Origin of the sequence: Salipiger thiooxidans (assembly GCF_900102075.1) — a bacterium.
Classification (GTDB): domain Bacteria; phylum Pseudomonadota; class Alphaproteobacteria; order Rhodobacterales; family Rhodobacteraceae; genus Salipiger; species Salipiger thiooxidans.
Genome location: NZ_FNAV01000003.1, coordinates 56,441 through 79,650 on the forward strand (window position 1 = coordinate 56,441; position 23,210 = coordinate 79,650).

Below are 23,210 nucleotides of genomic sequence, written 5' to 3' on the forward strand. Positions count from 1 at the left end.
TGCCCAGACCTGCTCTCCTAGCGGGAATCCCTTCAGGGACACTCGCGCGACTGCGTTCGAACCTATCCCTCCGGATAGGGGGCGCCACTCTTGCGGCTTGTCCCCCTCCCGCCGCGCGCACGACAGGCACGGCGCGGCGAAGGTATGGTTACTTATACCTTAAGACTGACCTTAAGAGAGACAGCCCCGTGTCGGAAACCCGAAAAAACCTCCTTGGCCACCTGCTCGCCTACGGCGCCTCCGAAATGGCGTCGAAACTGTCGCGGCTGGGCGTGGTGATCGCGGTGGCTCGCACGCTTGAGGCGAGCGAGATCGGGATTGCCGCGGCGGCCATCGCCACCGGCGACATGCTGAAGGCGCTGACGGAAAACGGCGTCATCCAGCGCATCATCGCCGCCCGCGACGAAGAGCTCGACGCCACCTGCAACCGCGCCCACGGGCTGTTCTGGGCCTGGTGCCTCGGGCTCTTCGGAGTGCAGGCCGCGGTGGCCACGGGCGTCTGGGCGCTGACCGGCAACGTTCCGCTGGCGCTGCTCATCCTCGTGCTCTCGGGGGAATACCTGTTCATGCCCGGCGGGCTGGTGCAGGCCGGCCTCGCGCTGCGCAACGGCAAACTGCGGCAGACCGCGGCCATCGCCGGCGGACAGGCGGTGCTCGCCAACGGGCTCTCGGTGGTGCTGGCCCTGCTCTGGCCGAGCGCGCTGGCGCTGATCCTGCCCCGCCTGCTCACCGCTCCGTTCTGGCTGGTCGCCATGCGCCGCCTGAACCCGTGGGTCCGCAACCCCGAGGCCGGCAAGACCCCGATCCGCCCGTTCCTGAATTTCGGCTGGGCAGTGCTCGGTGTCGAGGTCGTCAAGGCGGCGCGGATGCAGGCCGACAAGCTTATCGTCGGCGCGCTTCTCGGGCCGCAGGCGCTCGGGCTCTACTTCATGGCCTTCAACGCCGGTCTCAGCCTCGCGACCTCGTTCTCGACCGCCTTCGCCGCCGTGCTCTTCCCGCATCTCTGCGCCAGCGAAGACCGCGCCGCGGCGCTGCGCCAGGGCATGGCCGTCTCGCTCGGCCTCGTCGGGCCCGCCGTCATCCTGCAGGCGCTGCTGGCGCCCTGGTACGTGCCGATCCTGCTGGGCGACGGCTGGGCCGATCTCAGCGCCACCGTCTCGGTGCTCTGCCTCGCCGCGATCCCGACCATGCTGTGGACCGCCGCCGCCGGCTGGATGCGGGCCGAGAACCGCCCGCAGCACGAACTGCTCGGCACCGCGCTGCTGACCGGCGCGCTGATGCTCAACACCGTCCTCGCCGCGCCGTACGGGCTCGAGACCATCGCGTGGGGCTACCTCGCCACCGCCAGCGTCACGATGCTTGTCATGTCCTGGCCGGCGCTCCGCTTCGCCCTTGTCCCCACTCTTGCAAAGGCCTGATCCCATGTCCCTGATCTCGATCGTCATTCCGGCCTTCAACGCCGCCGCCACGCTTCCCGAGACGATGCAGAGCATCGCCGCGCAGACCTGGACCGGGTGGGAAGCCATCATCGTCGAGGACGGCTCGCAGGACGACACCTGGGCCATAGCCCAACGGCTCGCCGCCGGCGACCCGCGCATCAAGCTGGTGCGCAACCCCGGCAAGGGCCCGAGCGACGCGCGCAACCACGGCGCCCTCGAGGTCGCCAGGGGCCAAGTCATCGCGTTCTGCGACGCCGACGACCTGTGGGAGAGCGGCAAGCTCGCCTCCGTCGCCCTGGCGCTGATCTTCGGCGCCTCGGACGCCGCCTTCGGCCGCGTCCGCTTCTTCCGCGGCAAGCCCGGCAACCTCGGCGCCAGCTCGACGGTTCCGGTCGAGCCGGTCACGGTGCCGATGCTGATGGGCGAGAACCCGGTCTGCACCATGTCCAACCTCTCGGTCCGGCGCTCGGTCTTCGAGGCGCTCGGCGGCTTCCGCAACGACATGATCCACAACGAGGATCTCGAGTGGCTCATCCGCCTCGTCGGCGCCGGCTACGAGCTCGAGGGGCTCGACAGCGACCACGTGCTCTACCGCACCAGCCCCCATGGCCTGTCCTCGGATCTCGTCGCGATGGAGATGGGCCGGGCCGAGGCGCTGCGCACCGCCCGCGCGCTTGGCTACGCCCCCGACGCCCGCGCCGAGGCCGTGCACCTGCGCTACCTCGCCCGCCGCGCGCTGCGGCTCGACGCCGACCCGCGCCAGGCCATGACGCTGGTGGCCAAGGGGCTGCGGCGCAGCGTCCCCGCCTTCCTGTTCCCGCTCAAGCGTGGCCTGCCGACCGCCATCGGCGCGCTGATCGCCCCGTCCCTGCCGCGCGACCTCCGTCGCAGCCTGTTCTCCCGCTGATCGTCCGCCGGTCCCAGTCAGGAGTCGATCCCATGCCCTACGCCTCCATCGTCGTCCCCGCCTTCAACGCCGCCGAGACGCTTGCCGAGACCCTCGTCTCGCTGTCGGCGCAGACTTTCCGCGACCTCGAGATCGTCGTCGTGGATGACGGATCGACCGACGCCACCTCGCGCGTCGCCGAACAGCAGGCCCGGACCGACGGCCGCATCCGCGTCGTGCGCCAGCACAACCGCGGCCTTGCCGGCGCGCGCAACAGCGGCATCGCGGCGGCGACCGGCGAGATCGTGGGGTTCTGCGACGCCGACGACCGCTGGCTGCCCGAGAAGCTCGACACCCATGTCCGCCATCTCGAGCGGTCGCCGCAGGTCGGCATCAGCTACTCGGGCTCGGCGATGATCGACGCCGACGGCCACCGCATGGGCCACGCCCAGCGCCCGCGCCTGCACGACGTCACCACCGCGCTGGTGTTCAAGCGCAACCCGATCGGCAACGGCTCGGCCCCGGTGTTCCGCCGCGAGGCGCTTGCCTCCATCGCCTGGCGCCCGCATTTCGAGACCCGCCGCGACTGGGTCTTCGACGAGACCTTCCGCCAGTCCGAGGACATCGAGTGCTGGCTGCGCTTCTGCCTGTCCACCGACTGGATCGTCGAGGGCGTGCCGGGGCTGCTCACCGAGTACCGCGTCAACGCCGGCGGCCTCTCGGCCCGCACCGAGGCCCAGCTCGCCGCGTGGGAGCGCGTGGTCGACAAGCTGCGCCCGCGCGACCCGGCGTTCTTTGCCCGCCACGAGGCCGCGGCCCGCGCCTACCAGCTGCGCTACCTCGCCCGCCGCGCCATCAGCAGCGGCGACGGCGTCACCGCCTGCGAGCTCATCGACCGCGCCATGGCGGAATCGCGCACGCCCCTGCACGAGGAGCCGTTCCGCACCCTCAGCACCATCGCCGCCGCTCGGCTCTCGTCCCGCTTCGGCGACGGCCCGATGCGCCTTGCCACCGCCGTGCTTTCGGCCGTTCGCCAGTGATCCCGGAGGAGACCTCACGATGACCGACAGACCCCTTGTCCTGCACCTCGTCGACGACACCACCGCCGGTGGCGTGACCCGTGTCCTCGACTTCATCCGGACCAACCCCGATATGGCCGCGACCGCCCGCCACGAGGTGCAGGTCGTCGCCCGCAACCGCAGCATCCCGGCGCTGTCCGCCGACATGATCGTCTCGCATCTGTCGATCAGCTGGCGCAGCCTGCCGGTGCTCATCGCGCTGCGTGCCCGCCATGCCGGCCTGCCGCTGGTCCATGTCGAGCACAGTTACACCGAGACCTTCACCGCGCTGAACGTGCCCTTCAAGGTGCGCTTCTTCACCCTGCTGCGGAACGCATATGCGCTCTTCGACCGGGTCGTCGCGGTGAGCGAGGAACAGGGGGCGTGGATGCGTCGCCGCGGGCTCGTCAGCCGCGAGGCGCTGCAGGTGATCCGCTCGGCGGTCGATCTCGGGCGGTTCCGCGCGCTGCCCGCCCCCGCGGGCCCGGCACTGCGCATCGGCGCCATCGGACGGCTCAACCGGCAAAAGGGGTTCGACGTGCTGATCGAGGCCTTCCGCGAGCTGACCTCGCCCGAGATCAGCCTGCACTTCCACGGCACCGGCAGCGAGGAGCAGGCGCTCCGCGCGCTCGCCAAGGGCGACCCGCGCATCCAATTCCACGGCCACAGCGCCGTGCCGGAAGAGGCGCTTGCCTCGGTGGACGTGATCGCCATGCCCTCGCGCTGGGAGGCCTTCGGGCTGGTCGCGCTCGAGGCGCGCGCCGCCGGGCGCCGGCTGGTGGTCTCGGATCTCGACGGGCTGAAGGACAGCGCCGGGATCGAGGCGCAGTTCGTGACCGGCCACGGCGTGCAGGACTGGCGCCTCGCGCTGAAGGCGGCGCTCGATGCCGGCACCGCCGCCCCCGCCCGCGCACCGGGCGCCGAACAGGAATTTGCCGACCGCTGGAATCACCTCGTCCAGCTCTGCCTCGACCGGGGCGAGCCTCTGACGCGGGTCGCCGGCGGGCGCGCATGACGGAATCAGTCCTGGGGGATCCGGAGCTAACCCCCTAGCTTCCGGCTTTCGGGTTTCCCTGGGCTGACGGGGTGTCCGGCCTTCGACATGAAGGTCGGGCACCTCACTTTACGTTTAAGGGTTCTTTTCCCTGATTCCTTTTCCCCGGAGAGGGCATTTACCTCCGAGGGCGGGCGTGGCTAAGGTCCGCCCATGTTACGACAGCTCCTGCCCATCAGCGCCCTCCTGCTCGGCTCCGCCTTCCTGCTCTTCGCGGGCGGCATCAACAGCCTCATCCTGCCGGTGCGCGGCTCGGCAGAGGGCTTCACCGCAAGCGCGCTGGGCCTGCTCGGCACCGGCTGGGCCATCGGCTACGTGCTGGGCTGCATCCTCGCGCCCCGCATGGTGGGCGCGGTGGGGCACATCCGGACCTACGGCGTGCTCTGCGCCTTCGCGGCGATCTCGATCCTGCTGCAGGCGCTGCTGGTGACCCCCTACGCCTGGATCCCGGTGCGCGCGGTCTCGGGCTTCTGCTTTGCCGGGGCCGCGATGATCGTGGAATCCTGGCTCAACGACCACGTCCAGCCCAGCACCCGCGGCAAGATCTTCGGCATCTACACCATGGTGAACCTCGCCGCCGTGACCGGCGGGCAGATGGTCATCTCGCTCGGCGACACCATGGGGTTCACCTTCTTCGCCATCGGCGCCATCATCTTCTGCCTCGCGCTCGTGCCCACCGCGCTCTCGACCTCGTCGAGCCCGGCGCCGCTCACCTCGGTGACGCTGGACATCGGCGCACTGTGGCGGAACTCGCCGGTGGCGGTCTCGGCGGTGTTCCTCGTGGGGATCTCGAACGCCTCCTTCGGCACGCTGTCCGCCGTCTATGCCGACCGGGTCGGGCTGGGGCTGACCTCCATCGCGTTTTTCTCGAGCATCCCCGTGCTCGCGGGCGCGCTTGCGCAGCTGCCCTTCGGCTTCGCCAGCGACCGCATGGACCGCCGCAAGGTGCTGGTGGTGGCGGCGGTCTGGGCGCTGGCCGCGGATCTCGCCTTCATCATGATCGCCCCCGAGGGCCGGCTCGCCAACCTCGCGCTGGCGGGGCTCTTCGGCGCCGCGATCTTCGCCATGTACCCGGTGATCGTCGCCCACGCCAACGACCACGCCCCCGCGGGCACCTCGATCCAGGTCTCCGGCGGGCTGCTGCTGGTCTTCGGTCTGGGGTCCATCGCCGGGCCGCTGATCGCCGGCGTGGGGATGAGCTGGATCGGTCCGCAGGGCTTGTTCCTGACCACCATCGTCGCGCATGTGCTGATGATCGCCTTCACCCTCCTGCGCATCGCCCGCCGCGCGCCGGTGCCCAATGCCGAGAAGGGCAGCTTCCAGGTCAGCCCGCCGGCCCGCGCCGCCACCCCCGAGACCGCCGCGCTGGCCGTGGGCGAGGATGAGGACGCGCCGCTCGAACCCGCCCCGCCGCCCGCCGACGCCCCGCCGTCCGAGGCCCAGGACGGCGCCCCCGGGCGCTGAGCGAAACGGCGCCGCCCACCCCTCCCCGGCACGGAATGGTTAACCGCCATCGTCGCCAGGCCCTTGATTTGTCGTCGCAAGAAGCGCAGCTTTGCCGAATGAACAGCCTTACACCTTTTCCGGGATCCGGGCGCCCGACGCAGGACGTGGTCGCCTTTCACCGGACGGAGCTGAATGTCATCCTCTCGCTTTACGGCCGCATGGTCGCCGCGGGGGAATGGCGTGATTACGGGATTTCCTCGCTGCGCGACGTGGCGGTGTTCTCGGTGTTCCGACGCACCGCGGAGAACCCGCTCTACCGCATCGAGAAGCGCCCCAAGCTGCGAAGTCGGCAGGGCGAATACGCGGTGATCGGCATGGACGGGCAGGTGCTCAAGCGTGGCCACGACCTGCGCACCGTGCTGCGCGTGCTCGAGCGCAAGCTGATCCGTCCGGTCGATCTCGACTGATCTCCCGGACCGATCCGCCCGCGGCCCAGCGGCTTTCGGCTGCGGCCGTCAGGCCGGCTTGCCGATCATCACGCAGAGCAGCTCGAACATCAGCGTGACGCCGAGGAACGCAGTGCCCCCAGCCTGGTCGAAGGGCGGCGAAACCTCGACGAGATCGGCCCCGACGATGTTCAGCCCCTCGAGCTCGCGCACCACCTGCATCGCCTGGTAGCTGTTCGGACCGCCGACCTCGGGCGTGCCGGTGCCCGGCGCGAAGGTCGGGTCCACGAAGTCGATGTCGTAGCTGACGTAGCAGGGCTCGGAGCCCACGATGTCGCGCGCCTCGGCCATCACGTCGGTCACGCCGCGCGCGTGGAATTCCTCGATCGGGATGATGCGGATGCCGTTGGCGGCGGCGAAATCGCGGTCCTCCATGTCGTACATGCTGCCACGGATGCCGATCTGCACCACCCGCTTGGGGTCGAGCAGGCCTTCCTCGACCGCACGGCGGAATGGCGTGCCATGGGTGTAGAGCTGGCCGCCGAAATAGCTGTTCCAGAGGTCGGTGTGGCTGTCGAAATGCACCATCCCGAGTGACGTCTCGCGCCCGAGCGCCCGCAGCACCGGCAGCGAGGTCAGATGGTCGCCACCCGCGGTGAGCGGCCGGATGCCGTTGCGGGTCAGCCGGTTGTAGAAGGCGGTGATGCGCTCCATGCTGTCGAGGATGTCGGCGGGGTTCGGACCCACGTCACCGAGATCGGCACAGGCGACCGTGTCGAAGGGGCGCAGCCCGGTGACCGGGTGCTGCGCCCGGATCATCGTCGAGGCATCGCGCAGCTGGCGCGGACCGTGGCGCGGGCCGGGGCGGTTGGTGGTGCCGCTGTCCCACGGCACGCCGACGATGCCGATCCCGACCTCGGAAAAACGGTCGTGATCCGGTTGCACCAGCGGCAGCCGCATGAAGGTCGGGATGCCCGCGAACCGCGGCAGGTCCATGCCCGAGATCGGATGGAAGAAGGGGTCGGTGGTCATGCTGTGTCCTTGCGTGGCCTGTGCCGGCGAGACGACCGCATTTCCGCCCCCCTTTGCAAGAGGTTTGCGCCGGCCCTCGGCCCCGGGCTCAGCTCTCGGGCTCGGTCTGCATCAGGATCTCGCGCGATTGCGAGGCGAACTCGCGACGCAGGATAACCACCAGCGTGACCACGGTGGCCGCGATCAGCGCCTCGCCGCCCAGCAGCCAGGCGGCGCTGGCGATGCCGAAATAGACCGAGCGCAGGCCGCGGTTGTAGCTGCGCGCCGCGAAGATGTTGATCTCCGCGGCCTTGGCGGCGCGGGTGTAAGAGATCTTGCTGCCGTTGTTGGGCACCGAGCCCATCATCACCGAGCAGTAACCGAACAGCCGGTTCGACCAGACGAACTTGAGAAAGGCATTGGCGGCGAAGACGAGGATCAGGAAGAGCTTCACCTCCCAGACCACCACCGGCGCGTCGCTGTCGGCGAAATCGCCCGCCACGCCACGCAGCCGGTCGGCATCGCCCAGAAGCGCGAAGATGCCCGAGATCGCGATCATCGAGGCCGAGGCGAAGAACGCCGTGCTCTGGCGCAGCGAGCCGACGATCTGGCTGTCGAAGATGCGCGGCTGGCGGGTGACGAAATGCTCCATCCACGAGCGGCGGTAGACGGTCATCAGCTTCGACACCGACGGCCGCCGCGCGGGCGGGTTCTCGATGATCCACGAGCTGCCGAGCCATGTCAGCGTCAGCAGCACCACGGCCACGCCGTCGAGCACCGAGAAATAGCCAAGGCGCTGGACCCACTCCATCACGTCAGAACGGCTTCGCCACGACGACCCAGAGAATCGCGATGACACCGACGACGCTGATCTCGTTGAAGATCCGCAGGAAGAGATCGGATTCGCGGAACTCGCCGCGCCTGGCGCGCATCACCAGCTTCCCGGTCCAGACGTAGTGCAGCGCCAGCAGCGCCACGAGCGCGATCTTGAGATGGATCCACGGCGCCCACTGCCAGTATTGCGCCAGCCCCAGCCCGGTGATCAGCGCGATCACCGCGAGCCCCGCCGAGAACCGGTAGAGCCTGATGGTCAGATCCCCAAGCGGGCCGAATTCGCCCAGCCGCGCATGTTCGCGTTTCCAGTAGATCAGCGCGCGCGGCACCGCGAAGATGGAGGTCATCCACCCCATCACGCAGAGAATGTGTATGATCTTCACCCAGTCCATGGGCCAGTAGTGCTATCTTTTCTGCATGATGCGCAAGGTGCCGTTGGGCCGGTCGGGAAAAGCTCTGGCGCTCTGCGCAAATTGGTTATATGACTTTACCAATTCCGGGATGGAGGACAGTCCGATGCAGATGCCGGACCCAGATGCGCGGGTCATCGCCCGCAAATCCAGGATCGTCGCGCGGCTCCGAGAGGTGCTGCCCGCTGACGCGGTGATCGACGACATCGCCGAGACGCGCGCCTATGAATGCGACGCGCTCACCGCCTATCGCTGCCCGCCTCTCTGCGCGGTTCTGCCCTCGTCCACCGCCGAGGTCTCGGCGGTGCTGCGGGTCTGCCACGAAGAGGGCGTGCCGGTGGTGCCGCGCGGCTCGGGCACGTCGCTCGCAGGCGGCGCGCTGCCGACGGCGGATTCGGTGATCCTCGGCGTGGCGCGGATGAACGAGGTGCTCGAGACCGACTATCCCAACCGCTACATCCGGGTGCAGACCGGGCGCACCAACCTCAGCGTCACCGGCGCGGTGGAGGAGAACGATTTCTTCTACGCCCCCGACCCGTCGTCGCAGCTCGCCTGTGCCATTGCCGGCAACGTCGCGATGAACTCGGGCGGGGCGCATTGCCTCAAGTACGGTGTCACGACCAACAATCTGCTGGGCGTCACCATGGTGCTGATGGACGGCACCGTGGTCGAGCTTGGCGGCGCGCATCTGGACGCGGGCGGTCTGGATCTGCTGGGCGTGATCTGCGGCTCCGAGGGGCAGCTCGGCGTGGTGACCGAGGCGACGCTGCGCATCCTGCGCAAGCCCGAGGGCGCCCGGCCGGTGCTGATCGCCTTCAACTCGAACGAGGTCGCGGGGGCCTGCGTCTCTGACATCATCAAGGCGGGCGTACTGCCGGTGGCGATCGAGTTCATGGACCGCCCCTGCATCGTCGCCTGCGAGGCCTTCGCCAAGGCGGGCTACCCCGATTGCGAGGCGCTGCTGATCGTCGAGGTCGAGGGCTCGGAGTCGGAGATTGCCGAGCAGCTCGGGCTGATCCTGCAGATCGCCCGGCGCCACGACCCGGTGGAGCTGCGCGAGGCCAAGGACGCCGACGAGGCCGGCCGCATCTGGCTCGGCCGCAAGAGCGCCTTCGGGGCGATGGGGCAGATCAACGACTACATGTGCCTCGACGGCACCATCCCGGTGTCGGAACTGCCCTTCGTGCTCAAGCGCATCGGCGAGATGTCGAAGCAGTTCGGGCTCGAGGTCGCCAACGTCTTCCACGCGGGCGACGGCAACATGCACCCGCTGATCCTGTTCAACGCCAACCAGCCGGGGCAGCTCGAGCTCTGCGAGGAGTTCGGGGCCGAGATCCTGAAGCTCTGCGTCGAGGTCGGCGGCTGCCTGACCGGCGAGCACGGCGTGGGCATCGAGAAGCGCGACCTGATGTCGGTGCAGTACGGGGCGGTGGATCTCGATGCGCAGATGGCGGTGAAGGACGTGTTCGACCCGCAGTGGCTGCTGAACCCCGCCAAGGTGTTCCCCCTCGACGCCTCGGCGCCGCGGCGGACGCTGGCCGCGGAATGACGGGTTTGGGCGGCGTGGTCCGGGCTCGGAGTGTCGCCGGGAGGCGGTGAGATCGACAGCGGGGTCCGCCGTCAGGAGGGGACGAGCGGATGAGGAGGGGCGCGGGCCCCGTCGCGGGGAGGCGGCACGCGGACAAGGAGGGGATCTGCCCCCGTCGCCGGGAGGCGACACGCGGACAAGGAGGGGGCTCTGCCCCCGTCCCTTCGGGACTCCCCCGGGATATTTGGAGCCATTGGAAGACATGAGACCTGAGACCGAGGCCGAGCTGGCCAGCATGATCGAAGCCGCGCAGGGGCCGCTGCGGGTCCGGGGAGGAGGCACACGTGCCGTGGGCCGATCGGCCGGCGAGGTTCTGGATGTCGGCGGGCTGTCGGGCATCACGCTCTACGATCCGGGCGCGCTGACCATGGTGGCGCAGGCGGGCACGCCGCTGGCCGAGGTCGAGGCGGCGCTCGCGGCCGAGGGCCAGCGGCTCGCCTTCGAGCCGATGGATCACCGCGGGCTGCTGGGCACCTCGGGCGCGCCCACCGTCGGCGGCATGGCGGCGGCGAATGTCTCGGGGTCGCGGCGGATATCCGTGGGCGCCTGCCGGGATTTCATGCTCGGGGTGCGTTTCGTCGACGGCGCCGGCCAGATCGTGCGCAACGGCGGGCGGGTGATGAAGAACGTCACCGGCTACGACCTGGTGAAGCTCATGGCAGGGAGCTGGGGCACTCTGGGGGTGCTGACCGAGGTCGCCTTCAAGGTGCTGCCGCGCCCCGCCGCCAGTGCCACGGTGCTGCTGCCGGGGCTTGGCAACGATGCCGCCGTCGGGGCGATGTCGAGCGCCCTGGGCTCGCCCTTCGACGTGACCGGCGCGGCGCATCTGCCCGAGGGGCCCGACGGCGCGCCGCTGACGCTGATCCGGATCGAGGGGTTCGCCGAGTCCGTCGCCTACCGCGCCGAACGGCTGCACGAGATGTTCGCCGGGCATGCGCCGCGGGTCGAACGCGACCCCGAGCGCATCGACGCGCTCTGGCGCATGGTGCGCGACGTCGAGCCGTTCCACGGCCGGGCAGGCGATGTCTGGAAGGTTTCGTGCAAGCCCTCGGACGGCCCCGCGGTCGCCGAGCGGCTGGGCGCGTCGGGGCTGCTCTTCGACTGGGGCGGCGGGCTGGTCTGGGCGCTTCTGCCCGAGGGCACCGACGCACGGGCGCGGCTCGCGGGGCTTGGCGGCCACGCCACGCGGGTCCGTGGCACCGGCCGGCTGCCCACCTTCCAACCGGAACCGGCGCCGGTCGCGGCGCTTTCGGAGGGGCTGCGCCGGCGATTCGACCCGCGCGGCATCCTGAACCCCGGCGTGATGGCATGACCCGCGACGGCGTCCTCCTCTTCACGCCCTGCTTCCTGGCCGGGTCGCTGATCTCCGCACCGGACCTTCAGCTGCGCCACTCGCTGACGCTCACGCTGGTCGTGGCGCTGGCGCTCGTTGTCGCAGCGGCGCGGGTTCTGGCGCGGCTGACACGCGGCCACGAGGCGTGGCTGGCCTCGCTGCTTGCCCTGTGGCAGGCCTGCGTGCTGACCGTCGCCGTGGTCACCGCCGCGCGTCGCGACCGGCGCATCGCCCCGCAGGCGCGCCGGTTTGCGACCCTCGCCGGCCTTCCCGCCACTCCGCTTCCCTGGTTCGGGCGCGCCACCGCCCGGACGATGCTTACCTGAGACCAGATCCATGCAGACCAATTTCACCGACGAGCAGCTTCAAGATCCCGGCACCGCCCGCGCCAACGAGATTCTGCGCGCCTGCGTGCACTGCGGGTTCTGCACCGCCACCTGCCCCACCTACCAGGTGCTGGGCGACGAGCTCGATTCTCCGCGCGGGCGCATCTACCTGATCAAGGACATGCTCGAGAACGAGCGCGTGCCGGACGAGAAGACCGTCAAGCACGTCGACCGCTGCCTGAGCTGTCTCGCCTGCATGACGACCTGCCCCTCGGGCGTGCATTACATGCACCTCGTCGACCATGCCCGCGCCTATATCGAGGAAAACTACAAGCGGCCGTGGAGCGACCGCGCCCTGCGCTGGCTGCTGGCGCAGATCATCCCGCACCCCACCCGGTTCCGGATGGCGCTGCTTGGCGCCAAGATCGGCCGGCCCTTTGCGCGCCTCCTGCCCGACCCGCGGCTGCGCGCCATGCTCGACATGGCGCCGAAGACCATCCCGCCGGTCAGCCGCAACGACGACCCGCAGAGCTTTGCCGCCGAGGGCGGCTACCGCAAGCGCGTGGCGCTGATGACCGGCTGCGCCCAGAAGGCGCTCAACACCGACATCAACGACGCCACCATCCGCCTGCTCACCCGGCTTGGCTGCGAGGTCGTGGTGGTCGAGGGCGCGGGCTGCTGCGGCGCGCTCACCCACCACATGGGCAAGGAGCACGAGAGCCACGGCTCCGCCGCCCGCAACATAAGGGCCTGGACGCGCGAGATGGACGAGGACGGGCTCGACGCCATCGTCATCAACACCAGCGGCTGCGGCACCACGGTCAAGGACTACGGCCACATGTTCCGCAACGATGCGCTGGCGGCGGATGCGGCGCGGGTCTCGGCCATCGCCATGGACGTGAGCGAGCTGCTGATGCAGCTCGACCTGCCCGAGGGCGCCGACAAGGGCACCCGCGTCGCCTACCATGCCGCCTGCTCGCTGCAGCACGGACAGAAGATCAAGACCTTCCCCAAGGACCTGCTCAAGCGCGCCGGTTTCGAGGTGGTGGAGCCCTCCGACCCGCATCTGTGCTGCGGCAGCGCCGGGACCTACAACCTTCTGCAGCCCGAGATCTCGGGCAAGCTGAAGGCGCGCAAGGTCCGCACGCTCGAGGCCAAGGCTCCCGACATCATCGCCGCCGGCAACATCGGCTGCATGATGCAGATCGGCTCGGGCACCGGCGTGCCGGTTGTGCACACCGTCGAACTGCTCGACTGGGCGACCGGCGGACCGCGGCCTCGTGCCTTGACCGCGGGCGGGTGACCCCCGACAATCGGCGCGCGGCAGGCCTGCCAGAATTCTGACAAAAGCTGTTGATATGCCGTGGGCCTTATCGAGGGGAAATCCGTGCGCGCATTGCTGTCACTTCTCGCGCTCTGCCTTGCTCCGGCGGCCTACGCGGACGGGCTGTTCTCGATGCACAGCCACGAGGACGGCCGCAAGTGGGAGGCGGTCGGGCGGCTCGAGCTCGCGGGCAAAGCCTTCTGCACCGGCGCGCTGATCGCCCCCGACCTCGTGCTTACCGCCGCCCATTGCCTTTACGACGTCGACACCGGAGAACCGGTGCCCGTCGACGAGATCCAGTTCCTTGCCGGCTGGCGCAACGGCCGCGCCGCCGCCTATCGCCGGGTGCGCCGCGCCATCGCCCACCCGGACTACGATTTCACCGCCACCGACGCCACCGCCCGGGTGCGCCGCGACCTTGCGCTGATCGAGCTGCAGCTGCCGATCCGCAACAGCGCCATCACCGCCTTCGAGACCGGCCCGCACCCGAACCGCGGCGCCGCGCTCAGCGTGGTCTCCTATGCCCACAACCGCTCGGAGGCGCCGTCGCTGCAGGGCCTGTGCCAGGTGCTGGACCGGCAGGGCACGATGCTGGTGCTGTCGTGCCAGGTCGATTTCGGCAGCTCCGGCTCGCCGGTGTTCAGCATGGACGACGGCACCCCGCGGATCGTCTCGGTGATCTCCGCCAAGGCCGAGGCCGAGGGCCGCGAGGTCTCGCTCGGCACCGAGCTTGGCGATGCGCTGACGCTCCTGCGCGAGGAGCTGTCCGCCGACCCCGTGCGCATGTCGCTGATCGCCGGGGACCGGCGTGATACGGGGGCGAAATTCGTAAAGCCCTGACATCGCTCGCCGTTGCGCTGCTGGCGCTTGCGGCGACCGCGCCCGTGGTCCCCGCGCAGCAGGGCGCGGTGTTCGACGTGATGGACAATCGCGGCGCGTTGCTCGGCTGGGAGGCGGTCGGGCGACTCGACCAGCCCGGCGGCTACTGCACCGGCGTGCTGATCGCCAGCGACGTGGTGCTCACTGCCGCGCATTGCGTCTTCGACCGCGACGACCGCAGCCCGCTGCCGCCCGGGTCCATGGTGTTCCGCGCGGGCTATCACCGCGGCACCGAGATCACCGCCCGCCGCGTCGCCCGCTGGGTGGTGCCCGACCGGTACGCCGGCGCCATCCGCAACGGCTCGGGCACGCGCTCCGATGCGGTCTCGACCGACGTCGCACTGCTCAAGCTCGTGTCGCCGGTGTCGAGCGCCGAGGCCGACCCCTTCCGGGTGCATCAGGGCAGCGCCCCGGGCACCGCGCTCAGCGTCGCCTCCTACGGGCGGGGCCGGGCCGAGGTGCTCTCGCGCGAGGCCGAGTGCCACCTGACGCAGCGCTTTCAGGGCGACATCCTCGGCTTCGACTGCGACGTGACCTTCGGCTCTTCCGGGGCCCCGGTCTTCGTGCGCGACGACGGGCGGCTGCGGATCCTGTCGGTGGTCTCGTCGGGCACGGACACGGGCGAGGCCTATGGCCCCACCCTTCCGCCGCTGCTGACCGAGCTCATGGACCGGCTCGTCCGGCAAGACGCGCTGCCCCGCGCCGGCACCGGAGCGCGGCGAATCACCGTCGGCGGCGGCGATCGCGGCGACATCGGCGCGCGCTTCGTGCGGCCCTGAGCCCCTGCCAACGGCGCGCACCCGAACCTGCACCCGCAAGGCCTTGAAACCCGCGCCGGGGCTTCCCAGATCTTTCCCATCCGGGGCGCCTGAAGCAGGGCTCCGGAGCATTAGCCGCCTGTCCCATGTCGGGAAGGCGCATCACATACGGTATCGCTCAACGGAGGATGACCAATGCGTCACTTTGATTTCGCGCCGCTTTATCGCGCAACCGTCGGTTTCGACCAGATCGCCGACATGATGGACCGGGTTCTTGCCAGCGACGTGGCCCAGCCCAGCTATCCCCCCTACAACATCGAAAAGACCGCCGACGATGCCTATCGCATCTCGATCGCCGTCGCCGGGTTCTCGGACGCCGACCTGTCGGTCGAGTTGAAGGAACACCAGCTCGTCGTCGCCGCCCGCAAGGCCGATGAAGACGCCGGCAAGACCTTCCTGCACCGTGGCATCGCCACCCGCGCCTTCGAGCGCCGCTTCACCCTTGCCGACCACGTGCGGGTGACCGGTGCTGTGCACGAGAACGGTATGCTGCACATCGACCTCAAGCGCGAGATCCCCGAGGCGCTGAAGCCGCGCCGGATCGAGATCGCGCGCGGCACCGACGTGCCCGCCATCGAGAAGGACGTGGTGGACGCTGACACGGTGAACTGAGCCCTCGGCTGACCGACCCGCTGAAAAGCGGAAAGCCCCGGCCTCGGCCGGGGCTTTTTCGTGTCCGGGGGTGCGCCAAGGGCGGCTCCGGCGCAGCGGCAAGACGCGCGCGCCTGCCATCCTGCTGGCGATGATCTCACCCGGAATCGGGCGCGGACCGCCGCGGGACGCGGGCGGCGCAGACGCGCCACCCGCCCCCAGGGATCAGTTCCCGAGCTGGAAGGACCAGAAGAAGGTCTCGCCCGAGCTGTCGTCGACGCCGTCGTTGTCGGTCGAGACGTAGACGGTGCCGTCCTCGGCGATGGCCAGGCCCTCGACCTTGTCGACGACGTAGCCGCCCCAGGATTTCAGGTCGGGGATCAGGTCGCGGACCTCTTCCTTCGAGACCACGGGCAGCTCGCCACCGATCGCCGCGGGCACCATCTCGGAGGCGGGGATGCGGTAGACCTTCTTGGTCACGGCCGCAGCGCCGATCTGGTTGTCACGCTCGACGACATAGACGTAGTCGCCATGGGCGGTGATCTCCGAGAGACCGACCCAGCCGGTGTCCGGCGCGGCCTTGGGATAGAGCACCGCGCCCCATTCCTCGGTCTCGGGGGTGTAGGACACGAGCTTGACGTGGTCCTTCGGATCGTCGCCCCATTCGCGCTGCACGGCCATCCAGAGCGTGCCGTCGACCATGGTCACGCCTTCGAAGCCGAAGCGGGTCTCGCCGGCGAGCAGTGCGGCGGGCAGGCCGATCTCGTCCGTGATCTCGCCCTTGGCGTTCACGTGGTAGATCGCGTGCGGGATGACCCGGTCGCTGCGGCCTTCCGAGGCGACCCAGAAACCGCCCTCGCCATCGGTGGTGATGCCTTCGAGGTCGAGTTTCTGTGCCGGCATGCCGGCGCGGGTGACCGGGGTAGCGGCAACGATCTTTGAGGGGGTCGACGACGGGTCGATGGTGAAGATCGTCGGCTGGTAGCCATAGAAGCTGTCGTTGACCGCGTAGATCATGCCGTCGTCACCGGCGACCATGCCCGAGATCGCGCCCCAGCCGATCAGCTCGTCCGCGCCTTCCGAGGTCAGCGTCGGGTACTTGGCGTCGCCCTCGGCGTATTCGTAGATCATCACATGCGCGCGCACGCCGCCGTCCTCGACGAGGTCTGCCTCGTTGGCCGTGACCAAGAGGTCGCGCGACGGGATCGCCACGGCGCCCTCGGGGGCGATGCCCGACGGCAGGATCTGCTTGAGCACGGGGTTGGCCGGGTCGGTCATGTCGTAGACGCCGACCACCGAGGCGCGCTCGGCCAGCAGGAACAGGTAGGGGGTCCCGCCGAACGTGGCGAACTCCATGCCCTCGGGCTCAATGCCCTTGGCGTCCGAGCGCTTGTCCGGGTAGTGTCCGGTGCGGATCACCGCGTGCTCGAAGCTGTTGCCGGCCTCGAAGACCTCGGTGCCGTCCTTGGCGAAGACGGTGAAGCCGCGCGCACCGCCGTCCATGTCGCCCTCGTTGGCGATGGCAAAGTGGTCGTCGTCGATCCACTGCACGCCGTCGGGCTCGCGCAGGCGGCCTTTCTGGCTTTCGGTGAAGATCAGCGCGCCGCGCTCGTCGGTGGCGTCGATCTCGGTCAGGTCGACGGATCCGGCCGGGAAGTGCGACAGCACCTCGCCCGCCTTGTTCAGCACGACGATGTGGTTGTTTTCCTGCAGCGTCACGACGATCTCGCCGGCGCCGTTCACGTCGACGAACTCGGGCTCGGGATCCTCGGGCGCGATTTCGGCGAGGCCGGTCACGTCGGCCTTCACGAGGCTGTCGCACTGGGCGACGCCGTCCACCACGTCGAGGATCGCCACGTAGCCCGCGGGCATCTGCGGCACGCGGCCGTCGCCCGCGTCCTCGTCACGCTCGTTCTCGATGGCGACGGTGACAAAGCTGCCATCCTTGGCCATGGCGGTGGAATCCGGCTGGCCGCCGAGATCGCACTCGCCGGTGATCTCGCCGGTGGTGGCGTCGATCATCACCAGCTTGCCCGACGGCTCGGTGAAGCTTTCCGAGGTGTTCACCCCCGCAAAGACGGTGTTGCCGTGGACGTAGACCGAGGTCGGCTCGCCATCGACCGGGGTGTTGCCCAGCGGCTTGGGGTTGGCCGGGTCGGTGATGTCGATGCGGCCGATCACGCCCAGCGGGCTGTCGGTGTAGACCAGCGTGTTTCCGTCCTCGGTGGCGTAGATGATCTCGGCCGAGCTCACCCGGGCCTTGTCCTCGCCCTCACCCATGTTGTCGGGGGTCGCGAAGGCGGCGATGCGGTTGAAGTTCATCTCGGCGGCGGCGGCGGATGCCGTCAACGCCAGCACCGAGGTGAGGCAGATCGTGCGGAAAGTCATGGAGGTTCCCCTGTCTGGTTCCGGAAATCGCCATGAGCCCGGGGCGTGACGCCCGCGTGACGGATTTGTTACGGATTTGCGAAAGGGTGCCGCTGCGGAACTCCCCGGGCGTGCCATGCCGCCCGTGGGTTGTGTTGCGCGCTCACTGCTTGCGTTCAGGCCTTGTGCAGAAGGGTTCGGGTCATCTCGCTGTCGGGCGTCTCCAGCCCGTCGACCACGTCGAAATGGTGTCGCCCGTCGTCGATCACGAGGCTGCAGCCCCACGCCTCGGAGAGCCACCGCGCCTGCTCGAGGAACACCGGCCGCTCGTCGCCGCCGACCCAGACCGTCACCAGGCAGGCGGGCGGAGCCATGGCGACGGGGCTCTCGGCCCGGGCCTCGTCCTCGTCAAGCCCGAGCTTCGCGTTCATCCCGGTCTGCATCAGCGGGCGCAGGTCCGACAGCGGAGAGATCGGCATCACGTGGGCGATGCGGGTGGCCACCTCGCCGGGCAGGACCCCCGGCGCCGGCATCCGCGCCACGAGATGACCGCCCGCCGAATGCCCGGCAAGGCGGATCGGCCCGGCGACCTCGCCTGCCGCCACCGTCACCGCCGCCGCGATCTGGCGGGTGATGCCCGAGATCCGGATGTCGGGGCAGAGATCATAGGAGGGCAGCGCCACCGCCCAGCCGCTTTCGACCGCGCCGCGGGCCAGATGCGACCAGTCCGAGCGGCTGAAGGCCATCCAGTAGCCGCCGTGGACGAAGACCATCAGCCCCTCGGGCGTGCCCTCCGGCAGGAACAGGTCCAGCGCCTCGCGCGCACCGTCGCCGTAGCGAATCCCCTCGCGCAGCCGCCCCTCGGCCGCCAGCGCCGCGCGAAAGCCGCGCGCGGCCTCTCTCCAGCGGGGCGGGTAGGTTTCGGCCTGCGCAATATACGGCCCGTTGGCGTAGGCGTCGCTGAGGTCCATGGTAATTCTCCGCGCTTATACTAGACTTCCTTCTCGACAGATGCTCTGCCCTGTGCAGCAGCGAATTTCCAGGAGGATGACATGCTCGACCACACCGCCACCAATCTCCCATCGCTTCTCGAGGACCCGAGCCTCCTGCAGACGAAGGCCTACGTGAACGGCGAGTGGATCACCGGCGCGGATGGTGAATTCGAGGTCACCAACCCGGCACGCGGCGATGTGATCGCCAAGGTCGCCAACCTCAGCCGTGAACAGATCGCCGGTGCCATCGATGGCGCCTACACCGCGCAAAAAGAGTGGGCCAGCTGGACCGGCAAGGAGCGCTCGAACGTCCTGCGCAAGTGGTTCGACCTGATGATGGCGAACCAGAAGGACCTCGCCACCATCATGACCGCCGAGCAGGGCAAGCCGCTGGCCGAGGCCATGGGCGAGATTTCCTACGGCGCGTCCTTCATCGAGTTCTTCGCCGAGGAAGCCAAGCGCGTCTACGGCGAGACCATCCCCGGCCACCAGCGCGACAAGCGCATCATGGTGCTGAAGCAGCCCATCGGCGTCGCCGCCTCGATCACGCCCTGGAACTTCCCCAACGCCATGATCACCCGCAAGGCCGCCCCGGCGCTGGCCGCAGGCTGTTCCTTTGTCGGCCGTCCGGCCTCGGAAACCCCGCTCTCGGCGCTGGCCATCGCGGTGCTGGCCGAGCGTGCGGGCATCCCGGCGGGCGTGCTCAACATCCTGCCGTCGAATAGCGCCTCCGAGGCCGGCAAGGAGTTCTGCTCGAACCCGAAGGTCCGCAAGCTGACCTTCACCGGCTCCACCGGCGTCGGCCGCATCCTGCTGGCGCAGGCCGCCGACCAGGTGATGAAGTGCTCGATGGAGCTGGGCGGCAACGCGCCGTTCATTGTCTTCGACGACGCCGATCTCGACGCGGCCGTGCAGGGCGCGATCATGTGCAAGTTCCGCAACAACGGTCAGACCTGCGTCTGCGCCAACCGGATCTATGTGCAGGCCGGCGTCTATGATGCCTTCGCCGCCAAGCTCAAGGAAGCGGTCAGCAAGATGAAGGTGGGCGACGGTCTCGAGGACGGCACCGACCTTGGCCCGCTGATCACCACCAAGGCCATCGAGAAGGTGCAGCAGCACATCGCCGACGCCAAGTCCAAGGGCGCAGAAGTCATCCTCGGCGGTGGCGACACCCTGCAGGGCGCCGGCAACTTCATCGAGCCGACCATCGTGACCGGCGCGACCAAGGACATGCTGTTCTCGACCGACGAGACCTTCGGCCCGCTCGCACCGCTCTTCAAGTTCGAGGACGAGAACGAGGTCATCGAACTTGCCAACGACACCATCTTCGGTCTGGCGTCGTACTTCTACGCCAAGGACCTGAGCCGCGTGTACAAGGTGGCCGAGGCGCTGGAATACGGCATCGTCGGCGTGAACACCGGCATCATCTCGACCGAGCTCGCCCCCTTCGGCGGCGTGAAGCAGTCCGGCCTCGGCCGCGAGGGCTCGCACCACGGCATCGAGGACTACCTCGAGATGAAATACGTCTGCCTCAGCGTATGAACCAACGCCCGGCGCCGGACGACATGCCGACCGAGGCGACCCTGCTTGCATGGGTCGCCTCGGCGCAGACCGGCGCGGGCACCCCCTGGCTTCCCGCCCCCCATGCCGAGGCGCTGGCGCGCTTCGCGCTGATGCGGGGCATGGGCGTGCGGCTGATGGAGGCCGCCGCCATGATCCTGCACGAACCGCCCCGCGACATCGGCTGGGAGATCCTCGGCGCCGACGACCCCGGCGACAACTGGGAGGATCACCGGGACCCGCAGCGCGCCTTCGCGCTGTTCCGCCACAAGCTCGCCCTCGCCCGGAACGAGGGCGCCCGGCTGCAGTACAAGCTCTGGCTCGGCAGCGCGGCGTGACCGCCCTGGCCCAATAGCCGCTCAGGCGCGGCGCCGGACGATGCCGTTGGAATAGACCAGCCGCCGGTTGCGCCGCGCGCAGGCGGCATGCAGCAGCCCCTGCCAGAGCGGCGCCTCTCCCTGCGCCATCCAGCCACCGTCGTAGCGGATCTCGCGCGCGCCGCTGCCGCTGCGCGAGGCGGCGTTGCCCACCAGCACGTGGCTTCCCGTGTGACCGCCGGGCGTCAGCATTCGCGCGTCAAAGGCCACCCCGGCCCAGTCGCAGATCCGCTGCAGCGTCTCGCGCGGGCGCAGCGCGAGCTCCTCGTAGCCCACCGCGATGCTGTGGTCGGCGTGGCGCGCCACCTGATGCTCGATCAGCCGGCTGTCGCGGAACCAGATCCAGTGCGCCGCCGCCAGCCCGGTGCCGCGCCGCCTGCGCTTGGAATGGGTCCAGCTGCGCACGTCCCGGGTCAGGTGCACGACCCAGAGCTCGAAGCCCCGAAGCTGGTGCAGATGGGTCCAGCCGCTGGGCGAGCTGTCGAGCACGAAGCGCGTGTCCGGACGCAGCGCGCGTGCCATGGCGACCAGTTCGGGGAAACTCGTCTCGATCGAGACCTCGGCAAAGGGGCGCGGCGTCACGCGCGACCACATCGGACATTCCGCGCCGGTGCCGCCGCAGGAACATGTGACCTCGGCCGCCCTGCCCTCGCAGAGGCTGCGCATGCTGCCGACGGCGGCGCCAGGGTTGCACATGCGCAGCGCCTCGCCGATGCCCTGGACCTGCGGCGAGACGCCGAGCGCAAGGTCGAGGATCGTCGTGCCGCTGTGATCCAGCCCGACGATCAGCAACAGGCGGGGTCTCCCGGAAGGGGGTGTCATGCGTGGCGTGCCATGTCCGTTGCGATGCCGCGCGGCCGGGCAATCGCCCCGGCCGGGCTTCGCGCCCTTCTGCCATCACGATGTGACCGTTTCACGACGCCGCGGTCCGCCCCGCAGGACGCTTGCCAAATCGCGGCGCCCGTCGCATCATCGGCCCGGGCAGGCGATGGCGTCGCCGGTGCCGAGACAGGCACGCCCGCATCACCCGTCCTGTACGCCGGGACCTTGCTTTGCCACCGCGGCAGGGTCGGGTCCGGCCCTCCGCGACTTCAAAGGAGGGCCGACCATGGACCGTCCCGAATTCTATCGTTTCCACCAGGGCGACCGCATCCTGCCGTTCGAGGCACAGGAATACGACACGCGCCTCGCCGGGCTGCGCGCCAGCATGGACGAGGCCGGCGTCGCCGCCTGCGTCCTGACCTCGATGCACAACATCGCCTATTACTCGGGCTTCCTCTACTGCAGCTTCGGCCGCCCCTACGCGCTGGTGGTGACCGAGACCGAGAGCGTCACGATCTCGGCCGGGATCGACGCCGGCCAGCCGTGGCGGCGCTGCCACGGTGACAACATCACCTACACCGACTGGGCCCGGAACAACTACTGGCGCGCGATCCTGTCGGTGACCGGTGAGGGCCGGACCATCGGCTACGAGGGCGACCACCTGACGCTGGTGCAGCGCGACCTGCTCGAGGATTTCCTGAAGCCCCTCGTCATGGTCGACGTGGCCCCCGCGACGATGCGCCAGCGCATGCACAAATCCCCCGCCGAGATCTCGCTCATCACCCATGGCGCACAGGTGGCCGACGTGGGCGGCCATGCCATCCGCGACGCCATCCGCGCGGGCGTGCGCGAGATTGACGTCGCCATGGCCGGCCGCGACGCCATGGAGCTGGAGATCGCCAAGCGCTTCCCCGACGCCGAGTATCGCGACACCTGGGTCTGGTTGCAGTCCGGGCTCAACACCGACGGCGCCCACAACCCGGTGACCTCGCGCCGGCTGCAGCGCGGCGACATCCTGTCGCTCAACTGCTTCCCGATGATCTCGGGCTACTACACCGCGCTCGAACGCACGCTTTTCGTGGGCGAGGTCGATGACGCGTCGCTGAAGATCTGGGAGGCGAATGTCGCCGCACATGAATACGGCATGTCGCTCCTGAAGCCAGGCGCGCGCTGCTCGGAGGTCACCCAGGAGATCAATGCCTTCTTCGCCATGCGCGAGCTGCTGCAGTACCGCACCTTCGGCTACGGCCACTCCTTCGGCGTGCTGTCGCACTACTATGGCCGCGAGGCGGGGCTGGAGCTGCGCGAGGACATCGACACGGTGCTCGAGCCCGGCATGGTGATCTCGATGGAGCCGATGCTGACGATCCCCGAAGGCCTCCCCGGCGCCGGCGGCTACCGCGAGCACGACATCCTGGTGATCACCGAAGAGGGCGCCGAGAACATCACCGGCTATCCCTACGGCCCGGCTTTCAACGTCGTCTAGAGGCGTTGAGGTGGAAGGGGGCTCTGCCCCCGTCCCTGCGGGACTCCCCCGGAGTTTGCCTGGCAAGATGAAGGGTGGAGGTGGCTCTGGCGGAGGGTCGGGTGTGCCGGGGGTGGGCCTTTAGAGGTGGCAGGGCGCGGCGGTGGGCCGCGCCCTTTGGTTT

22 protein-coding genes are annotated in these 23,210 nt (G+C 69.4%); 16 read left to right on the top strand and 6 right to left on the bottom strand.

Annotated features, from left to right (window positions below; translation table 11 throughout):
- Nucleotides 1-188: 188 nt before the first annotated feature.
- From BLQ77_RS04680 to BLQ77_RS04705, 6 genes are all read left to right on the top strand, one after another.
- Nucleotides 189-1,418 (top strand): oligosaccharide flippase family protein, encoded by a 1,230-nt coding sequence (locus tag BLQ77_RS04680; RefSeq protein WP_089956020.1) that lies wholly within the window; start codon nucleotides 189-191, stop codon nucleotides 1,416-1,418.
- A 4-nt stretch (nucleotides 1,419-1,422) separates the two neighbouring features.
- Nucleotides 1,423-2,346 (top strand): glycosyltransferase family 2 protein, encoded by a 924-nt coding sequence (locus tag BLQ77_RS04685; RefSeq protein ID WP_089956023.1) that lies wholly within the window; start codon nucleotides 1,423-1,425, stop codon nucleotides 2,344-2,346.
- A gap of 32 nt (nucleotides 2,347-2,378) precedes the next feature.
- On the top strand, nucleotides 2,379-3,365 hold the full coding sequence (locus tag BLQ77_RS04690) for a glycosyltransferase family 2 protein (RefSeq protein ID WP_089956027.1): 987 nt from the start codon (nucleotides 2,379-2,381) through the stop codon (nucleotides 3,363-3,365).
- Nucleotides 3,366-3,384: 19 nt separating this feature from the next.
- Nucleotides 3,385-4,398: a glycosyltransferase gene (locus BLQ77_RS04695; RefSeq protein WP_089956031.1), complete on the top strand. Its 1,014-nt coding sequence runs from the start codon at nucleotides 3,385-3,387 to the stop codon at nucleotides 4,396-4,398.
- Between the two features lie 192 nt (nucleotides 4,399-4,590).
- Nucleotides 4,591-5,901, top strand: coding sequence for an MFS transporter (locus BLQ77_RS04700; protein WP_089956034.1), 1,311 nt, complete (start codon nucleotides 4,591-4,593; stop codon nucleotides 5,899-5,901).
- 98 nt (nucleotides 5,902-5,999) lie between these two features.
- Nucleotides 6,000-6,350 carry a DUF2794 domain-containing protein gene (locus tag BLQ77_RS04705; RefSeq protein ID WP_008887045.1) on the top strand — a complete coding sequence of 117 codons (351 nt, stop codon included), beginning with the start codon at nucleotides 6,000-6,002 and terminating at the stop codon, nucleotides 6,348-6,350.
- 48 nt (nucleotides 6,351-6,398) lie between these two features.
- Here the strand turns inward: BLQ77_RS04705 and speB are convergent, their stop codons facing one another.
- From speB to BLQ77_RS04720, 3 genes are all read right to left on the bottom strand, one after another.
- Entirely contained in the window at nucleotides 6,399-7,361 is a 963-nt protein-coding gene (gene speB / locus BLQ77_RS04710; RefSeq protein WP_089956038.1) for an agmatinase, read from the bottom strand.
- Between the two features lie 88 nt (nucleotides 7,362-7,449).
- Nucleotides 7,450-8,151, bottom strand: coding sequence for a DUF599 domain-containing protein (locus BLQ77_RS04715; RefSeq protein WP_008887278.1), 702 nt, complete (start codon nucleotides 8,149-8,151; stop codon nucleotides 7,450-7,452).
- A 4-nt stretch (nucleotides 8,152-8,155) separates the two neighbouring features.
- Nucleotides 8,156-8,566, bottom strand: a complete 411-nt coding sequence (locus tag BLQ77_RS04720; RefSeq protein ID WP_008887168.1) for a CopD family protein — start codon at nucleotides 8,564-8,566, stop codon at nucleotides 8,156-8,158.
- Nucleotides 8,567-8,690: 124 nt separating this feature from the next.
- Here BLQ77_RS04720 and BLQ77_RS04725 point away from each other — a divergent pair, with 124 nt between their 5' ends.
- From BLQ77_RS04725 to BLQ77_RS04755, 7 genes are all read left to right on the top strand, one after another.
- Entirely contained in the window at nucleotides 8,691-10,133 is a 1,443-nt protein-coding gene (locus tag BLQ77_RS04725) for an FAD-linked oxidase C-terminal domain-containing protein (protein ID WP_089956042.1), read from the top strand.
- A gap of 241 nt (nucleotides 10,134-10,374) precedes the next feature.
- Complete coding sequence (locus BLQ77_RS04730) at nucleotides 10,375-11,484, top strand: FAD-binding protein (protein WP_089956045.1); 1,110 nt, start codon at nucleotides 10,375-10,377, stop codon at nucleotides 11,482-11,484.
- Nucleotides 11,481-11,831, top strand: a complete 351-nt coding sequence (locus BLQ77_RS04735) for a hypothetical protein (RefSeq protein ID WP_089956048.1) — start codon at nucleotides 11,481-11,483, stop codon at nucleotides 11,829-11,831. The genes BLQ77_RS04730 and BLQ77_RS04735 overlap by 4 nt, the downstream gene beginning before the upstream one ends.
- Before the next feature lie 10 nt (nucleotides 11,832-11,841).
- On the top strand, nucleotides 11,842-13,134 hold the full coding sequence (gene glcF, locus BLQ77_RS04740; protein ID WP_008886624.1) for a glycolate oxidase subunit GlcF: 1,293 nt from the start codon (nucleotides 11,842-11,844) through the stop codon (nucleotides 13,132-13,134).
- 84 nt (nucleotides 13,135-13,218) lie between these two features.
- On the top strand, nucleotides 13,219-13,995 hold the full coding sequence (locus BLQ77_RS04745; RefSeq protein ID WP_089956816.1) for a trypsin-like serine peptidase: 777 nt from the start codon (nucleotides 13,219-13,221) through the stop codon (nucleotides 13,993-13,995).
- A gap of 44 nt (nucleotides 13,996-14,039) precedes the next feature.
- Nucleotides 14,040-14,813 carry a trypsin-like serine peptidase gene (locus tag BLQ77_RS04750; protein WP_089956051.1) on the top strand — a complete coding sequence of 258 codons (774 nt, stop codon included), beginning with the start codon at nucleotides 14,040-14,042 and terminating at the stop codon, nucleotides 14,811-14,813.
- 174 nt (nucleotides 14,814-14,987) lie between these two features.
- A complete protein-coding gene (locus BLQ77_RS04755) occupies nucleotides 14,988-15,464 on the top strand; it encodes an Hsp20 family protein (RefSeq protein ID WP_089956054.1) in 477 nt (158 codons plus the stop codon).
- A 204-nt stretch (nucleotides 15,465-15,668) separates the two neighbouring features.
- Here the strand turns inward: BLQ77_RS04755 and BLQ77_RS04760 are convergent, their stop codons facing one another.
- Both BLQ77_RS04760 and BLQ77_RS04765 read right to left on the bottom strand, forming a co-directional pair.
- Nucleotides 15,669-17,831 carry an esterase-like activity of phytase family protein gene (locus BLQ77_RS04760; protein WP_089956058.1) on the bottom strand — a complete coding sequence of 721 codons (2,163 nt, stop codon included), beginning with the start codon at nucleotides 17,829-17,831 and terminating at the stop codon, nucleotides 15,669-15,671.
- A 155-nt stretch (nucleotides 17,832-17,986) separates the two neighbouring features.
- Nucleotides 17,987-18,781 (bottom strand): hormone-sensitive lipase, encoded by a 795-nt coding sequence (locus BLQ77_RS04765; protein WP_089956062.1) that lies wholly within the window; start codon nucleotides 18,779-18,781, stop codon nucleotides 17,987-17,989.
- A gap of 81 nt (nucleotides 18,782-18,862) precedes the next feature.
- Here BLQ77_RS04765 and BLQ77_RS04770 point away from each other — a divergent pair, with 81 nt between their 5' ends.
- Together BLQ77_RS04770 and BLQ77_RS04775 are read left to right on the top strand one after the other, a co-directional pair.
- Nucleotides 18,863-20,344, top strand: coding sequence for an NAD-dependent succinate-semialdehyde dehydrogenase (locus tag BLQ77_RS04770; protein WP_008886563.1), 1,482 nt, complete (start codon nucleotides 18,863-18,865; stop codon nucleotides 20,342-20,344).
- Entirely contained in the window at nucleotides 20,341-20,700 is a 360-nt protein-coding gene (locus BLQ77_RS04775) for a hypothetical protein (protein ID WP_110476879.1), read from the top strand. Before BLQ77_RS04770 ends, BLQ77_RS04775 begins: the two co-directional genes overlap by 4 nt.
- Nucleotides 20,701-20,721: 21 nt before the next feature.
- Here BLQ77_RS04775 and BLQ77_RS04780 read toward each other — a convergent pair whose 3' ends face one another.
- Complete coding sequence (locus tag BLQ77_RS04780) at nucleotides 20,722-21,531, bottom strand: sulfotransferase family protein (RefSeq protein WP_165617028.1); 810 nt, start codon at nucleotides 21,529-21,531, stop codon at nucleotides 20,722-20,724.
- Nucleotides 21,532-21,847: 316 nt separating this feature from the next.
- Between BLQ77_RS04780 and BLQ77_RS04785 the strand changes: the two genes are divergently transcribed.
- A complete protein-coding gene (locus BLQ77_RS04785) occupies nucleotides 21,848-23,047 on the top strand; it encodes a M24 family metallopeptidase (RefSeq protein WP_089956069.1) in 1,200 nt (399 codons plus the stop codon).
- Nucleotides 23,048-23,210 lie beyond the last annotated feature (163 nt).

Coding starts and splice junctions, on each gene's coding strand:
- BLQ77_RS04685 (WP_089956023.1), top strand. CDS start 1,423: ATGTCCCTGATCTCGATCGTCATTCCGGCCTTCAACGCCGCCGCCACG.
- BLQ77_RS04690 (WP_089956027.1), top strand. CDS start 2,379: ATGCCCTACGCCTCCATCGTCGTCCCCGCCTTCAACGCCGCCGAGACG.
- BLQ77_RS04695 (WP_089956031.1), top strand. CDS start 3,385: ATGACCGACAGACCCCTTGTCCTGCACCTCGTCGACGACACCACCGCC.
- BLQ77_RS04700 (WP_089956034.1), top strand. CDS start 4,591: ATGTTACGACAGCTCCTGCCCATCAGCGCCCTCCTGCTCGGCTCCGCC.
- BLQ77_RS04705 (WP_008887045.1), top strand. CDS start 6,000: ATGAACAGCCTTACACCTTTTCCGGGATCCGGGCGCCCGACGCAGGAC.
- speB (WP_089956038.1), bottom strand. CDS start 7,361: ATGACCACCGACCCCTTCTTCCATCCGATCTCGGGCATGGACCTGCCG.
- BLQ77_RS04715 (WP_008887278.1), bottom strand. CDS start 8,151: ATGGAGTGGGTCCAGCGCCTTGGCTATTTCTCGGTGCTCGACGGCGTG.
- BLQ77_RS04720 (WP_008887168.1), bottom strand. CDS start 8,566: ATGGACTGGGTGAAGATCATACACATTCTCTGCGTGATGGGGTGGATG.
- BLQ77_RS04725 (WP_089956042.1), top strand. CDS start 8,691: ATGCAGATGCCGGACCCAGATGCGCGGGTCATCGCCCGCAAATCCAGG.
- BLQ77_RS04730 (WP_089956045.1), top strand. CDS start 10,375: ATGAGACCTGAGACCGAGGCCGAGCTGGCCAGCATGATCGAAGCCGCG.
- BLQ77_RS04735 (WP_089956048.1), top strand. CDS start 11,481: ATGACCCGCGACGGCGTCCTCCTCTTCACGCCCTGCTTCCTGGCCGGG.
- glcF (WP_008886624.1), top strand. CDS start 11,842: ATGCAGACCAATTTCACCGACGAGCAGCTTCAAGATCCCGGCACCGCC.
- BLQ77_RS04755 (WP_089956054.1), top strand. CDS start 14,988: ATGCGTCACTTTGATTTCGCGCCGCTTTATCGCGCAACCGTCGGTTTC.
- BLQ77_RS04760 (WP_089956058.1), bottom strand. CDS start 17,831: ATGACTTTCCGCACGATCTGCCTCACCTCGGTGCTGGCGTTGACGGCA.
- BLQ77_RS04765 (WP_089956062.1), bottom strand. CDS start 18,781: ATGGACCTCAGCGACGCCTACGCCAACGGGCCGTATATTGCGCAGGCC.
- BLQ77_RS04770 (WP_008886563.1), top strand. CDS start 18,863: ATGCTCGACCACACCGCCACCAATCTCCCATCGCTTCTCGAGGACCCG.
- BLQ77_RS04775 (WP_110476879.1), top strand. CDS start 20,341: ATGAACCAACGCCCGGCGCCGGACGACATGCCGACCGAGGCGACCCTG.
- BLQ77_RS04785 (WP_089956069.1), top strand. CDS start 21,848: ATGGACCGTCCCGAATTCTATCGTTTCCACCAGGGCGACCGCATCCTG.